Source organism: Haemophilus haemolyticus (genome assembly GCF_001008205.1).
GTDB lineage: Bacteria > Pseudomonadota > Gammaproteobacteria > Enterobacterales > Pasteurellaceae > Haemophilus > Haemophilus haemolyticus_Q.
In genome coordinates this window covers 82,718-96,518 of the sequence record NZ_LCTK01000020.1, presented here as the reverse complement: position 1 = coordinate 96,518, position 13,801 = coordinate 82,718, and the positions used below count along the sequence as shown (strand labels likewise).

Annotated in this window: 14 protein-coding genes and 4 tRNA genes; 13 read left to right on the top strand and 5 right to left on the bottom strand. The window is 39.2% G+C overall.

What is annotated here, in order from left to right; all coding sequences use genetic code 11:
* On the top strand, positions 1-784 hold a 784-nt coding region (tesB, locus tag AAX18_RS04840), incomplete at its 5' end, for an acyl-CoA thioesterase II (RefSeq protein WP_046953142.1).
* Positions 785-794: 10 nt separating this feature from the next.
* Positions 795-1,661: a ferritin-like domain-containing protein gene (locus AAX18_RS04835; RefSeq protein ID WP_046953141.1), complete on the top strand. Its 867-nt coding sequence runs from the start codon at positions 795-797 to the stop codon at positions 1,659-1,661.
* Positions 1,662-1,735: 74 nt separating this feature from the next.
* Here AAX18_RS04835 and cysS read toward each other — a convergent pair whose 3' ends face one another.
* Positions 1,736-3,115 (bottom strand): cysteine--tRNA ligase, encoded by a 1,380-nt coding sequence (gene cysS / locus AAX18_RS04830; protein WP_005627925.1) that lies wholly within the window; start codon positions 3,113-3,115, stop codon positions 1,736-1,738.
* A gap of 102 nt (positions 3,116-3,217) precedes the next feature.
* On the opposite strand from cysS, the gene AAX18_RS04825 reads away from it, so the two are divergent.
* The 6 genes from AAX18_RS04825 to AAX18_RS04800 all read left to right on the top strand — a co-directional run bounded on the left by AAX18_RS04825 (position 3,218) and on the right by AAX18_RS04800 (position 8,309).
* Complete coding sequence (locus tag AAX18_RS04825; protein ID WP_005627927.1) at positions 3,218-3,727, top strand: peptidylprolyl isomerase; 510 nt, start codon at positions 3,218-3,220, stop codon at positions 3,725-3,727.
* 54 nt (positions 3,728-3,781) lie between these two features.
* Positions 3,782-4,570, top strand: coding sequence for a TatD family hydrolase (locus AAX18_RS04820; protein WP_046953140.1), 789 nt, complete (start codon positions 3,782-3,784; stop codon positions 4,568-4,570).
* Between the two features lie 111 nt (positions 4,571-4,681).
* A complete protein-coding gene (locus AAX18_RS04815; RefSeq protein ID WP_046953139.1) occupies positions 4,682-5,809 on the top strand; it encodes an acyl-CoA dehydrogenase family protein in 1,128 nt (375 codons plus the stop codon).
* Between the two features lie 13 nt (positions 5,810-5,822).
* Entirely contained in the window at positions 5,823-6,629 is an 807-nt protein-coding gene (locus tag AAX18_RS04810; protein ID WP_046953138.1) for a phosphate/phosphite/phosphonate ABC transporter substrate-binding protein, read from the top strand.
* 53 nt (positions 6,630-6,682) lie between these two features.
* The gene (locus tag AAX18_RS04805) at positions 6,683-7,852 is read left to right on the top strand and encodes a cobalamin-independent methionine synthase II family protein (RefSeq protein WP_005627935.1); all 1,170 of its coding nucleotides are present in this window, start codon (positions 6,683-6,685) and stop codon (positions 7,850-7,852) included.
* Positions 7,845-8,309 carry a hypothetical protein gene (locus AAX18_RS04800; RefSeq protein WP_046953137.1) on the top strand — a complete coding sequence of 155 codons (465 nt, stop codon included), beginning with the start codon at positions 7,845-7,847 and terminating at the stop codon, positions 8,307-8,309. Before AAX18_RS04805 ends, AAX18_RS04800 begins: the two co-directional genes overlap by 8 nt.
* A 100-nt stretch (positions 8,310-8,409) precedes the next feature.
* Here AAX18_RS04800 and trxA read toward each other — a convergent pair whose 3' ends face one another.
* The 3 genes from trxA to AAX18_RS04785 form a co-directional block, all read right to left on the bottom strand.
* Positions 8,410-8,733 (bottom strand): thioredoxin, encoded by a 324-nt coding sequence (trxA, locus tag AAX18_RS04795; RefSeq protein ID WP_005627940.1) that lies wholly within the window; start codon positions 8,731-8,733, stop codon positions 8,410-8,412.
* A 120-nt stretch (positions 8,734-8,853) separates the two neighbouring features.
* Positions 8,854-9,849 carry a 2-hydroxyacid dehydrogenase gene (locus tag AAX18_RS04790; RefSeq protein ID WP_005627942.1) on the bottom strand — a complete coding sequence of 332 codons (996 nt, stop codon included), beginning with the start codon at positions 9,847-9,849 and terminating at the stop codon, positions 8,854-8,856.
* A gap of 12 nt (positions 9,850-9,861) precedes the next feature.
* Positions 9,862-10,971, bottom strand: a complete 1,110-nt coding sequence (locus AAX18_RS04785; RefSeq protein ID WP_032825634.1) for a methionine biosynthesis PLP-dependent protein — start codon at positions 10,969-10,971, stop codon at positions 9,862-9,864.
* Positions 10,972-11,217: 246 nt separating this feature from the next.
* Here AAX18_RS04785 and AAX18_RS04780 point away from each other — a divergent pair.
* From AAX18_RS04780 to AAX18_RS04765, 4 genes are all read left to right on the top strand, one after another.
* Positions 11,218-11,293, top strand: a tRNA-Gly gene (locus AAX18_RS04780).
* A 6-nt stretch (positions 11,294-11,299) separates the two neighbouring features.
* Positions 11,300-11,373 (top strand) — tRNA-Cys (locus tag AAX18_RS04775).
* A 27-nt stretch (positions 11,374-11,400) separates the two neighbouring features.
* A tRNA-Leu gene (locus tag AAX18_RS04770) sits at positions 11,401-11,487 on the top strand.
* A 19-nt stretch (positions 11,488-11,506) separates the two neighbouring features.
* Positions 11,507-11,582: transfer RNA gene (locus tag AAX18_RS04765), tRNA-Lys, on the top strand.
* Between the two features lie 118 nt (positions 11,583-11,700).
* On the opposite strand, the gene AAX18_RS04760 is transcribed toward AAX18_RS04765, so the two are convergent.
* Complete coding sequence (locus tag AAX18_RS04760; protein ID WP_046953136.1) at positions 11,701-12,231, bottom strand: inorganic diphosphatase; 531 nt, start codon at positions 12,229-12,231, stop codon at positions 11,701-11,703.
* A 233-nt stretch (positions 12,232-12,464) separates the two neighbouring features.
* Between AAX18_RS04760 and AAX18_RS04755 the strand changes: the two genes are divergently transcribed.
* Positions 12,465-13,781, top strand: a complete 1,317-nt coding sequence (locus tag AAX18_RS04755; protein WP_005627949.1) for an NCS2 family permease — start codon at positions 12,465-12,467, stop codon at positions 13,779-13,781.
* Positions 13,782-13,801: the final 20 nt, after the last annotated feature.

Here is a 13,801-nt window from a genome sequence, read left to right as displayed (position 1 = left end):
CCAAGATTTAGGTTTTCGCCAAGTATTTGGCGGGCAAGTTGTAGCTCAAGCATTATCAGCGGCAATGCAGGTGGCGCCAGAAGATCGTATTTTACATTCTTGTCATGCCTATTTTCTTGCCCCAGGAGACAGCCAATATCCGATTATTTACGATGTGGAAACCTTGCGTGAAGGGCGTAATTTTTCTGCATTACGCGTGAAAGCCATTCAACATAAAAATACCATTTGTCATGTAACAGCCTCTTTCCAAGTGCCGGAAAAAGGTTTTGAACATCAAAATACAATGCCAAATGTTGGCTCACCTGAAGACTTTACGGATGAAAATATGATGCTACAAAAAGTAGCTCAAACCTTGCCAGAACCACTCAATGAAAAATTTGCAGCAGAGCGTCCATTTGAGGTACGTACCAAATATTTGAATAACCCATTTAACGGGACAAAATTGCCAGCCGAGCAATATTCTTGGTTTAAAACCAATGGTGAAACGCCGCTTGATATAAAAATTCAGCAATGTTTATTGGCTTATTTTTCCGATTTTCACTGTATTTTGACCGCACTTCATCCGCACGAAAAAGGCTTTTTACAAAAAGGAATGAAAGTGGCAACCATTGATCATAGTATTTGGTTCCATCGTCCGTTTGATTTAAATCACTGGCATTTACACGCAATTGAAAGCAATAATGCCTTTGGAGGCCGTGGTTTGGCTCGAGGGCAGATTTTCTCGCCAGATGGTCAATTAATCGCAACAACACAACAAGAAGGCTTGATCCGTTTTAACGAATGAGAGAGAAAAAATGACCGTACTTATTACACAATTTTGGCAACAAGTTGAAACTGCACTAAAAACAGCGAATCCACAAGAAAAATGTCGTTTAGTTAATGATCTCTACGATAATCTTCTGCCACAAATTCAGTTAATAAAATCAGAAGATTTTCCCAAAGTCGTGCCACAAGATAATATTGCCGCTTTTCCTGAAAAACCGCTCTTAGTTACACCGAAAGATGTGCCAAAACGTTCTTTTGCTACAGAAGAAGGCTATGCTGCCACATTGCACGCTATCGCACATATTGAGTTTAATGCGATTAATTTAGGCTTAGATGCGGCTTGGCGATTCGGGCGTAATGCACAACAAGAACTTGGCGAAGGCTTGGCTTTTGTGAAAGATTGGCTGCGTGTCGCTCGTGAAGAAAGCACTCACTTTTCCTTAGTCAATGAACATTTAAAAACATTGGGTTATCAATATGGTGATTTTGAAGCTCATGCTGGATTATGGGAAATGGCGCAAGCCACCGCGTACGATATTTGGGAACGAATGGCGTTAGTTCCTCGTGTATTAGAAGCACGCGGCCTCGATGCAACACCTGTTCTGCAAGAAAAAATCGCACAACGTAAAGATTTTGCCGCAGTGAACATTTTGGATATTATTTTGCGCGATGAAATTGGCCATGTTTATATCGGCAATCATTGGTATCACGCCCTTTCTAAAAAACGTGGTTTAGATGTGATGAAATGCTTTACTGAGTTGCTACACAAATACCGTATTGTGATTTTTAAAGGTGTCATTAATACCGATGCTCGCATTCAAGCGGGTTTCACTCAGCATGAGTTGGATTGGATTTATGAAGTGGAACAAACATTAAAATCCTATATTAAGAAATGATGAAAGAGCAAAAGACTAAGTTCTATTACATTCTGAACTTAGTCTTTTTAATGAAATTAATTTAACATTTAAATTTATTGCTTACGCCAAGTTGTTCCATTCGGCCCATCTTCTAATACGATGCCCATAGCGGTAAGCTCATTACGCGCAGCATCTGCAGCAGACCAATCTTTAGCAGCGCGGGCGTCATTGCGTTGTTTAATCAGCGCTTCAATTTTTGCTACTTCATCATCGTCGGAACCCGATTGTAAGAATTTCTCTGGTTCTTGTTGAAGTAATCCTAAAATCGCACCCAATTCTCGCAAACGCGCGGCAAGTCCATTGGCTTTCTCAACATCTTCTGTTTTTAACTTGTTAATTTCACGCGCCATTTCGAATAAAACAGAAAGTGCATTTGGCGTATTAAAATCATCGTCCATTGCTTCACGGAAAGTTGCCACAAAATTTTCTCCGCCAAAAGCAACCGCACTTTGAACGGTGCCACGTAAAGCGGTGTACAAACGTTCTAATGCACCTTGTGCTAAATTCAAGTTTTCTTCGCTATAATTGAGCTGGCTGCGATAGTGTGCCGTTAGTAAGAAATAACGCACCGCTTCTGCATTGTAGTGGTTTAATACATCACGAATAGTGAAGAAGTTGCCGAGAGATTTCGACATTTTTTCTTTATCCACCATAATCATGCCGGAATGGATCCAATAATTCACATATTGGCCGCCATGTGCACAGCAAGATTGCGCGATTTCATTTTCGTGGTGAGGGAACATTAAATCAGAGCCACCACCGTGAATATCAAAATGTTCGCCAAGCTGTTTGCAGTTCATTGCAGAACATTCAATATGCCAACCTGGACGACCAGCCCCCCATGGGGATGGCCAGCTTGGTTCGTTTTCTTTCGACATTTTCCAAAGCACGAAATCCATTGGATTTTTCTTGATTTCATTGATTTCAATACGTGCACCAGCTTGTAATTGCTCAAGATCTTGACGAGATAATTTGCCGTATTCTTTAAAACTTTCCACATCAAACATCACATCGCCATTATCCGCAACATAAGCATGTCCGCGTTTAATCAATTTTTCCACAATTTCAATAATTTCTGGAATATGATGGGTCGCACGAGGCTCAAAATCAGGGCGTAATACATTAAGTGCATCAAAATCTTTATACATTTCCTGCACCATACGATCCACAAGTTGATCGCAGGTTTCTTTGTTTTCTAACGCTCGTTTAATAATTTTGTCATCTACGTCCGTAATATTGCGTACATAAGTTAAATCGTAACCCAAAGAACGTAAATAACGGGCAATCACATCAAAACACACAAAAGTGCGTCCATGACCGATATGGCACAAATCATAAACAGTGACGCCACAAACATACATTCCCACTTTATTTTCGTGGATAGGTTTAAAGATTTCTTTTTCTCTCGTTAAGGTATTGAAAATTTTTAGCATTTTTAAGCTCGTAAAATGAAATAAAAACAAACCGCACTTTTATAGCACTTTTACCTCGATTGTGGAATAATACGACCCTTAATTTTTCAGAAGGAAAACAAAATGGTTACGTTACACACAAACTTTGGCGACATTAAAATTAAATTGGATTTTGATAAAGCTCCAGTTACAGCAGAAAACTTCTTAAATTACTGCAAAGACGGTTTTTATAATAACACAATTTTTCACCGTGTTATTGATGGCTTTATGATTCAAGGCGGTGGTATGGAAAGCGGTATGCGCGAAAAAGCAACAAACGCACCAATCCAAAATGAAGCGAACAATCGTTTAAGTAACAAACGTGGAACCATTGCAATGGCTCGCACTTCAGATCCACATTCAGCGACAGCACAATTCTTCATTAACGTAGCAGACAATGATTTCTTAAATTATCGTTCAAAAGAAATGTTTGGTCGCGAAGTCGTTCAAGAATGGGGCTATGCGGTATTTGGTGAAGTAGTTGAAGGTATGGATGTTGTTGATAAAATCAAAAAAGTGAAGACAGGCAACAAAGGCTTTCATCAAGATGTTCCAACTGAAGATGTGGTTATTACATCAGTTTCAGTAGAATAATCGTGAATGGCGGATAAATTCCGCCATTTTTTATTGACCTAAAGGAAAATGCTCATGCCTTTCTTCGACACTCACACGCATCTCGATTATCTCCAACAATTTACAGGAGAACCGTTGTCACAGCTTATTGATAATGCTAAGCAAGCCGATGTGCAAAAAATACTGATTGTGGCGGTGAAAGAAACTGATTTTAAAACAATCCAAAATATGACCGCACTTTTTCCTGATAATTTGCGCTATGGGCTTGGGCTCCATCCTCTTTATATTAAAGAACACGCCGAAAATGATTTAATTCTGTTAGAACAAGCCTTAAAAAATCGTGATGCAAATTGCACGGCGGTGGCAGAAATTGGTTTGGAACGCGCAATTCCTGATTTGCTCACCGATGAACTTTGGGCAAAACAATGTCATTTTTTTGAAAGCCAACTTTATTTGGCAAAACAATTTAATTTACCCGTCAATATTCACAGTCGAAAAACTCATGATCAAATTTTTACTTTTTTAAAACGTATTCCATTATCTAAACTTGGCGTGGTACACGGTTTTTCAGGAAGCTACGAGCAAGCAAAACGCTTTGTTGATTTAGGTTATAAAATCGGGGTTGGCGGCACGATCACTTATGAACGCGCCAATAAAACTCGTCAAGCGATCGCGAAGTTGCCACTTGATGCCTTAGTGTTGGAAACAGATAGTCCAGATATGCCTGTATTTGGTTTTCAAGGCCAACCTAATCGACCAGAGCGTATTGTGGAAAGTTTCAAAGCTCTTTGTACCTTAAGAAATGAATCTGCAGAATTGATTAAAAAAGTCACATGGGAAAATGCTTGCCAGATTTTTTCTTGATCCACGTCACATTACTGAAATTATTTTGAATTAAATACTAGAAAAAAGAAACCGAGCATAATAATATCCGCCTCGTAGAAAGTTTTTCTCAACACACAATAAGGATATATTATGTCGCAAATCTATACTCAGGTGAGAAAGTTAGCGGAACAGTTTATTGAGCCTTACGCCGACGAACTCGATCAAAAAAAAGAATTTCCTGTTCAGGCATTTAAGGAATTAGGTAAAGCCGGTTGGTTTTCACTTTTAATTCCGAGAGAATACGGCGGAATGGGATTAACCCTGAAAGAACATGCTGAAGTCTGTATGGCGTTAGCAGAAAGTTCAGCCTCTGCTGGTCTCTGTTACATGATGAGTAATGTTGCAGTGAATTGCTTAAATCTATTCGGCAGCGATCAACTCAAACAAAAAATCTTTTCTGACATTGTTCAAAATCAAACCTTTGCCGCACTCGCCTATAGTGAATTAGGCACAGGTACTCACTTCTATATTACCGATGCAACCGCACAATTTAATGCTGAACATGCAGTATTCAATGGCTTAAAATCCATGGTGACATCAGGCAATTATGCCTCTTATTATTTAGCACTTTTGCCTTCCGAAAATGGTGAAACTATTGATAACTGGGTGCTTCCACTTGGTACTCAAGGCTTAACGTTTGAATCCGATAGCTGGAATGGCTTAGGTATGCGTAGCAATGTCTCTTGCTTTATGCGAATGACCGATATGCCATTAGATCGTGGCTGGCGCATTGGCGAAGTTGGCGCAGGCGCAGAACAAGTATTTGGTGGCATTGCACCTGCCTTTATTTGTGGCTTGGCTGCTGTCTATAGCGGCGTCTGTAAAGCAGTGCTCACTGAGGCAATTAAACATTCAACACACCGTAAATACACATCTGGCACTGCATTAGCTGAAATCGAAACCGTGCAAATTCACTTAGCTAAAATCTATGCAAACACAAACGCTGCTGTATGTGCTACGCGAGATGCGGCTCGATCAGCCACAGAAGGTGATGCAGATGCATTAGCTAAATTATTAGCTGCCCGAATTCTTGCGAGCGAAAACGCTATTACTCTTGCTCAAATTGGTATGCGTATTGGCGGTGGCAAGGCTTATAACAAAATGGGGCCAATGGAACGCTATTTACGCGATGCATTAGCAAGCCAAGTAATGGCGCCAAGTGTCGATGTGCTAAATATTTGGTTAGGTAAAGCCATTACAGGTCAACAAATTCCATAAAGAGTGGTGAAAAATGAGTGAGAAATTAAAAATCGGGGCGGTAATCTACGCCCCACAAGTGACAGTTATTTGGGGCATTATTACAGACTTTTTCGAAAAAGAAGGTTTCCCTATTGAGCCAGTCTATTTCAAAGACTACAAAGGACAAGTTGATGCGTTACTCAATAATGAAATTGATATGGCGTGGAACTCTCCCCTTGCTTGGTTAGATGGTTACTTGCGTAGTGCGGGTAAAACCTTAAATGGTGCAATGCGTGATACCGACCAAGATCGTCAAAGCTATTTAGTTGTTAATGATCCAGCTATACAATCTATTGAAGATTTAAAAAATAAAACTATAGCTTTTGGTGCGATTGATTCCCCACAAGCGCGGTTAATTCCAATCGAGTTTTTACATCAACATGGCTTGGAATTTGGTCAAGATTATGTAGAAAAACGCTTTGATGTGGGTGTTGGTTTACACGGTGATCATGTAGGCGGTGAATTAGATGCAGCCAATGCATTAAAAGATCGCCAAGTTGCGGCGACATGGATGTTAGATTTCAATTTTGAACGTTGGACAAAAGATGGTACGCTCGATCCTGCAACAGTTCGAGTACTCGCAAAAACACCATCATTTGACCATTGTATTTTTAGTGGGCGCGTGGGATTAGATGAAACCAAATTCAATGCATTCACCGAAACCTTGTTCAAAATGGATTACAACAATCCAGAACATAAAGAAATGATGGATTTGGAAGGATTAAAACGTTGGGTTGCGGGTAGAACAGAAGGTTTTGCTCAATTACAAGCTGCCAATGAATATTTAAAATTCTTTTAAGATTGATATGTCATGATGGGCGTGTAATAAACGCCCATCATTGTGGATTTTCTATGGAACTTTTCACAACTTCCCTTTTAGGCTCAATGCCTCGTAGCCAAGCACTTTTGATGGCGCGTAAAAAGCACGCACTCGGTAAAATCACCACAACAGAGCTTAAGCAAATTGTTGTTCAAGAAACAAAACAAGTTGTCGAACTTCAACAACGTACTGGCATTGATATTATCACGAGTGGCGAATTACTTCGCGACAATTACCTTTCTTTTATTGCACAAAAAATTCAAGGCGCAATCTTAATGAGCATGAGTGAAATGTTCGATCACATTAAAGAAAAGCAAATTTTTGAGTCAATGCTAGAAACCTTGGATGTTCCCGCACTTTCCATAAAAAATGCGATTTGCGTGGGAAAAATCAGCTACAAACAATCTTTAGTAGCAGATGAAATGCTACTACTGAAAAATCTAACTAAGCAACCAATTAAAGCAACCTTGCCAGGGCCTTACTTAATGGCTCGCTCCATGTGGCTTTCGCCTGTGTCAGGGCAACATTATTCATCAAAAGAAGAAATGGCAAAAGATGTTGTTACTATCTTAAAGCAAGAAATTGATCATTTATGTGAGCTAGGCGTAAGTGTAGTCCAATTTGATGAGCCTGTTTTGACTGAGGTTATTTTTAGCCATCATCAAACACGTTCATTTATGTGTGCGGCGTTAAGCGAAAAACAAGATTTTGCAGCGGAACTACAGTTTGCAAAAAGTTTAATTACTCAAATCTTTGAGTATGCAAGAAATAAAAATATCAAAACTGCATTACATGTATGCCGTGGCAACTGGAGCAAAGATGAGAGCGTATTACTGCGCGGGCCTTATACATCATTAGTGGATTTATTTGAATCGGCATTACCTGATATTTTAATGCTCGAATTTTCTACGCCAAGAGCGGGAGAATTAAGTTCGTTGTTAGAAAGTAAAATCTTAAGACAAAAATGTATTTTAGGCTTAGGCGTCATCAATCCTCGTTCAGATGAAGTGGAAACCGTAGATCAGATTACTCAACGAGCAGAAAAAGCCTTAAATTACCTTCCACCAGAGCAAATTTGGCTAAATCCAGATTGTGGATTTGCCACTTTTTCTAACCGCCCTTTAAATGGATTTGACATTATTGAAGCCAAACTTAAGGTATTAAATGAAGCAAAATCAATATTGAGGGAACGTTATGTATAACGTACCTGAAAGTGAATCTTTTACAGCGAAATATCGAGCCGTATTACGCGGAGAAGAAATTAAATTATTCACACCAAATGACAGTATTTCTCTCTATTCACAAGTCAATTTCGATAACCAATCGTTACAAAAAAGTGCGGTGGATTATTTTGCCGTTTCTATTTTAGGTGGTATTTTGAGCAGTGTAAAAGCACATTTTGCTCAACAACGTGCCGATATTGTAGAAATGGAAGGAAAAATTTGGCTCAACCTCGCCAATCCTTTAACCTTACTTGGCGTTCGCGGCTATAGTGAGCAGCCTGTCATTAATGACGGAAAAATTAAAATTTTTATTTCATCGGATTTAACCGATGATATCTTCACACAACTCACACAAAACGCATTACGCTGTTGTTTTATTTACAATACGATAACCAAAGCCTTTCCTTTAAATATAGAATTTGAGCAAGTGCTTTGATTCTCATCAGGTCGTTCATCAAAATTTTAGACAAAAAAATTGCCCCATTAAGGGGCAATCTTATCAATGCACTAAAGTTACTTATAGCTTTAAGCAACGATTAAATATGTTGGTTAATGAAGTTAGCCAATTGAGTTTTTGGTAATGCACCAACTTGAGTTGCTACAACTTGACCATTTTTAATCAATAATAATGTTGGGATACTACGAACACCAAATTGTGCTGGGGTTGCTTGGTTGTCATCCACATTCATTTTCACGATTTTAACTTTACCAGCAAATTCAGGTGCAAGTTCATCTAACACTGGAGCAATCATTTTGCAAGGACCACACCAAGGTGCCCAAAAGTCTAATAAAACGGGGATATCTGAATTAACTACAACACTTTCAAAATCTGCGTCATTAATGTGTAATACTTCGCTCATTTTGTTTTCCTTAATTTTGTGAATGGAATCCCTATATAAGGGCTTTTTTTAAACTTACAAGTGCGGTGCAGAATAACACCGTTTTAAAAAATGTAAACTAATCGTTTTAATTGCCAAAAGCTAAGACGGCAAAACAATATTTTCACACACTTTACCAGACTTCAATTTATAAACGTTTGATAAAGTCACATCCGCAATATTGGTTAGTGCCTCTTCGGTTAAAAATGCTTGATGGCCTGTCAGCAATACATTATGGCAAGAAGATAAACGGCGGAAAATATCATCTTGAATCACTTCGTTAGACTTATCTTCAAAGAACAAATCTCGCTCATTCTCATACACATCCATACCTAACGCCCCGATTTTGCGCTGTTTTAACGCATCAATTGCAGCTTGGGTATCAATCAAAGAGCCGCGACTCGTATTAACGATCATCACGCCATCTTTCATTTTGGCAAAAGCTTCGCGATTTAATAAATGATAGTTTTCTGGCGTTGCTGGGCAATGAAGCGTAATCACATGAGATTTAGCATAAAGCTCATCTAATTCAACATATTGTCCCCCCAGTTCTTCCACCACTGGATTTTTGAAAGGATCGTACGCCAAGATATTCATGCCGAAACCTTTCAGAATGCGCATCACCGCAATCCCAATTTTACCCGTTCCGATTACGCCGACCGTGCGCCCATGCATATTGAAACCAATTAACCCCTCAAGAGAGAAATTTGCTTCGCGGGTACGCTGATAAGCACGATGAATTCGACGGTTCAGAGTCATCATCAAACCGATGGTATGTTCTGCCACTGCTTCAGGCGAATAAGCGGGAACGCGGACAACTTGGATGCCCAATTCTTGAGCTGCTTTTAAATCAACATTATTGAAACCCGCACAGCGCAAAGCCACGATTTTCACGCCAAGTCTAGCTAATTTTTCTAATACTTTTCGGCTACCATTATCATTCACGAAAATGCATACTACTTCGCAATGTTCTGCCAAACGTGCAGTGCTCTCGTTCAGCATAAAATCAAAAAATTCTAAATCAAAATTATATTTCGCGTTAATGAGCTCAATATATTTTCTGTCATAGCTTTTAGTGCTATAGATTGCAATTTTCATGGTTTGCTCCAATTATTTTAAATGTGCAAAAGCCTGTAATAAGTCCGCTTTAATATCTTCTACATCTTCAATACCGACTGAAAAACGCAACAAGGTATTAGTAATCCCGCGAGCTACACGCTCGGATTCTGGAATATCCATATGAGTTTGAGTAGCAGGATAAGTAATAAAACTTTCTGTGCCACCTAGACTTTCTGCAAAAGTAATCAATTTGATGGATTTTAAGAACGTATTAACCCAAGCTTCATCTTGCAAACGGAAAGACAACATCCCACCTTTATTTGGATAAAGCACTGATTCCACTTGTGGTTGAGCTTTTAAAAATTCCGCAATGGCTTGTGCATTCTTTTGATGACGTTTCATTCGTAAAGAAAGGGTCTTCATACCACGAATAGTCAGCCAAGAATCAAAAGGTGAAAGCACCGCACCCGCACCATTTTGAATATAAGCAATGCGATCGCAAAGTTCTTGTCCTTTCGCAACAATTAAACCAACAAGTGCATCATTATGACCGGCAATATATTTAGTCCCGCTGTGAATCACCACATCTGCGCCTAAATCTAATGGGCGAGAAAGCACTGGCGTTAAAAACGTATTATCCACGATCAACATCAAATTATGTTTTTTCGCAAGTTTTGCAATTTCAACCACATCACATTCTTCCATTAAAGGATTTGATGGAGTTTCAATAAAAATCGCTTTCGTATTTAGGTTAATGGCAGCCTCAATTTCAGAAACAGATGCGGTATTAACATAAACCGGTTTTACACTATTGTTATTTTTATAAGAAAAATCTAATAGTCGATAAGTACCACCATACACATCGCTAGAAACGATCCATTCATCTGGTGCAGTGAAAAGCGTCATCAAAACTTGAATTGCCGCCATACCAGAAGAAAAAGCAAAGCCACGATCTCCATTCTCTAATTTAGCTATCGTTTCTTCTAATACTGTACGAGTTGGGTTTTTGGTACGCGTGTAATCAAATCCCGTACTTTCACCGATACCATAATGGCCATAAGCCGTAGAAAGAAAAATTGGTGTAGAAACCGCGCCCGTACGCTCATCACTGCGATTGCCTGCTTGAGCTAATAAAGTATCGATAGCATATTGTTGTGTCATAACATCCTCTAAAAATAATGAAAAAATCAACCGCACTTTACGTGCTAAAAAACGTTTAGCATTTTGGCACAAAGGAAAAAGTGATAAAAGTAGAAATTGGAAAATTACATAAAATTCCATTTTTCCATCATTTTCTGTGATTTATTTGAACAAAATGAACTTTTTTTAAACGGTTAGACAATTTTTTTAAATCTGTAATTGACAGTTATCTTAATTTCCGTAAAATGCGCACCACTAACAGCGAATGCGGGAATAGCTCAGTTGGTAGAGCACGACCTTGCCAAGGTCGGGGTCGCGAGTTCGAGCCTCGTTTCCCGCTCCAATTCGTGGCGTGTTAGCAAAGCGGTTATGCACTGGATTGCAAATCCATGTAGCTCGGTTCGACTCCGGGACACGCCTCCATAATACGCAAATGTTAGTTGTCTATATGCCCGAGTGGTGGAATCGGTAGACACAAGGGATTTAAAATCCCTCGCCTTTCGAGGCGTGCCAGTTCAAGTCTGGCTTCGGGCACCATTTCAAAAATGATATCAGTGGGTCGTTAGCTCAGTCGGTAGAGCAGCGGACTTTTAATCCGTTGGTCGAAGGTTCGAATCCTTCACGACCCACCACTCAAAAATAAAGCAAGCACCGAAAGGTGTTTTTTTTATTATCTAAATTTCTGAAACTCATATAAAAAATCCCCAACTCAAAGAATCAGGGACTTTTACAATCAAATGTATTTATTAATTAACGCTCATTCCAACGTTTAATAGACTCGCGAATCACTTCTTTCGCTTCTTCTACATCGCCCCAATGAGTTACTTTCGTTGAGCCAGGTTTCTTAAGCGCTTTATAGTTATTGAAATGGAACTCAATTTGTTTAATTAAGTTTGCCGGTAAATCTGCTAATGAATTGTACGCATTGCCTGTATCACGATCATCTGCAGGAACACAAACGATTTTGTCATCCACTTCGCCATCATCAACAAATTTCATGACACCAATTACTTTAGCCTCAAGGAATATACCTGTTGCTAATGGTTGACCAGTGATTAATAACACATCTAACTCATCACCATCTTCATCTAAAGTTTGTGGAATGAAACCATAGTTAGTTGGTTTTGCAAAAATTGCTGGCTCAACACGATCTAATTGGAATGCCGCAACTTTACGGTTCCATTCGATTTTATGGCAGCTACCTTCTGGAATTTCATTTACTACATTGATAATGCCAGCATCTACATCGCCTGGCGTTAAAATTTGATTAAAATCAGCCATTTTGTTTCCTTCATTTTATCAAGTTAAAAAACGCGACAAGTATAGCAGTTTTTCTGCTGAGTCGCAGTCTCATTTGTAGAGAAAATCAGCAAATAGATTATTTCATAACTATTCATAATTTTGACTGCACTTTATCCTAAACAAAACTCACGCAAACGTTTACTTCTCATTTTTATGATGTAAAATAGCGCACCTTATTCACTTCAATTTTTCACTCAACTTTAAGGAACACTATGCCAACTTTAGAAAAAACATTTGAGCTCAAGCAACGTGGTTCAACTGTTCGTCAAGAAATTATCGCGGGTTTAACCACGTTCTTAGCAATGGTTTATTCTGTAATCGTGGTACCCAATATGCTAGGTGCTGCAGGTTTTCCCGCAGAATCTGTCTTTATTGCCACCTGTTTAGTTGCAGGGTTAGGCTCTATCTTAATCGGCTTATGGGCAAATGCACCAATGGCAATTGGTTGTGCAATTTCTCTTACAGCTTTCACGGCATTTAGCTTAGTAATTGGTCAAAAGGTTGCCATTCCTGTTGCCCTAGGCGCAGTATTCTTAATGGGGGTTGTGTTTACCTTAATTTCTGCCACAGGTATCCGTGCATGGATCTTGCGTAATTTACCATCCAGTATCGCTCACGGAGCAGGCATTGGTATCGGACTCTTTTTACTTTTAATTGCGGCAAACGGCGTTGGTTTAGTCGTCAGCAATCAAGCTGGCTTGCCAGTAAAATTAGGCGATTTCACCTCATTCCCAGTCATGATGTCCTTAATTGGTTTGGCGCTCATTATCGGCCTTGAAAAAATGAAAATTAAAGGCGGTATTTTATGGGTAATTATCGCTATTACTATCGTAGGTTTAATTTTTGATCCAAATGTAAAATTTGGCGGAGAGATTTTCAAAATGCCAACCTTTGGTGAAAATTCTCTTTTCTTACAATTAGACTTTATGGGCGCACTACAACCCGCAATCTTACCTGTCGTATTTGCGTTGGTAATGACCGCCGTATTTGATGCAACGGGCACTATTCGCGCAGTTGCAGGTCAAGCAGACTTACTTGATAAAGACGGTCAAATTATCAATGGCGGTAAAGCTTTAACTTCAGACTCAATCAGTAGCTTATTCTCAGGTTTATTCGGTACAGCACCAGCTGCCGTTTACATTGAGTCTGCAGCAGGGACAGCAGCAGGCGGTAAAACAGGCATTACAGCAATCGTTGTTGGTGTGTTATTCCTATTAATGCTTTTCTTCCAACCATTAGCTTTCTTAGTGCCTGGATACGCAACTGCTCCAGCATTAATGTATGTTGGTTTATTAATGTTAAGCAATGTAAGCAAATTAGATTTCGATGATTTCGTTGGTGCGATGAGCGGATTAATCTGCGCAGTATTTATCGTACTTACCGCTAACATCGTAACAGGCATTATGTTAGGTTTTGCGGCATTAGTAATTGGAAGAATCGTGAGTGGCGATATTAAACGCTTAAATGTAGGGACTGTGATTATTGCAATCGTACTCGTTGCATTCTATGCAGGCGGTTGGGCGATTTAATAACAGAAATAAAAAAAGGG

Excerpts from the sequence above, each read along its gene's own strand:
- AAX18_RS04835 (WP_046953141.1), top strand. The coding sequence starts at position 795 with ATGACCGTACTTATTACACAATTTTGGCAACAAGTTGAAACTGCACTA.
- cysS (WP_005627925.1), bottom strand. The coding sequence starts at position 3,115 with ATGCTAAAAATTTTCAATACCTTAACGAGAGAAAAAGAAATCTTTAAA.
- AAX18_RS04825 (WP_005627927.1), top strand. The coding sequence starts at position 3,218 with ATGGTTACGTTACACACAAACTTTGGCGACATTAAAATTAAATTGGAT.
- AAX18_RS04820 (WP_046953140.1), top strand. The coding sequence starts at position 3,782 with ATGCCTTTCTTCGACACTCACACGCATCTCGATTATCTCCAACAATTT.
- AAX18_RS04815 (WP_046953139.1), top strand. The coding sequence starts at position 4,682 with ATGTCGCAAATCTATACTCAGGTGAGAAAGTTAGCGGAACAGTTTATT.
- AAX18_RS04810 (WP_046953138.1), top strand. The coding sequence starts at position 5,823 with ATGAGTGAGAAATTAAAAATCGGGGCGGTAATCTACGCCCCACAAGTG.
- AAX18_RS04805 (WP_005627935.1), top strand. The coding sequence starts at position 6,683 with ATGGAACTTTTCACAACTTCCCTTTTAGGCTCAATGCCTCGTAGCCAA.
- AAX18_RS04800 (WP_046953137.1), top strand. The coding sequence starts at position 7,845 with ATGTATAACGTACCTGAAAGTGAATCTTTTACAGCGAAATATCGAGCC.
- trxA (WP_005627940.1), bottom strand. The coding sequence starts at position 8,733 with ATGAGCGAAGTATTACACATTAATGACGCAGATTTTGAAAGTGTTGTA.
- AAX18_RS04790 (WP_005627942.1), bottom strand. The coding sequence starts at position 9,849 with ATGAAAATTGCAATCTATAGCACTAAAAGCTATGACAGAAAATATATT.
- AAX18_RS04785 (WP_032825634.1), bottom strand. The coding sequence starts at position 10,971 with ATGACACAACAATATGCTATCGATACTTTATTAGCTCAAGCAGGCAAT.
- AAX18_RS04760 (WP_046953136.1), bottom strand. The coding sequence starts at position 12,231 with ATGGCTGATTTTAATCAAATTTTAACGCCAGGCGATGTAGATGCTGGC.
- AAX18_RS04755 (WP_005627949.1), top strand. The coding sequence starts at position 12,465 with ATGCCAACTTTAGAAAAAACATTTGAGCTCAAGCAACGTGGTTCAACT.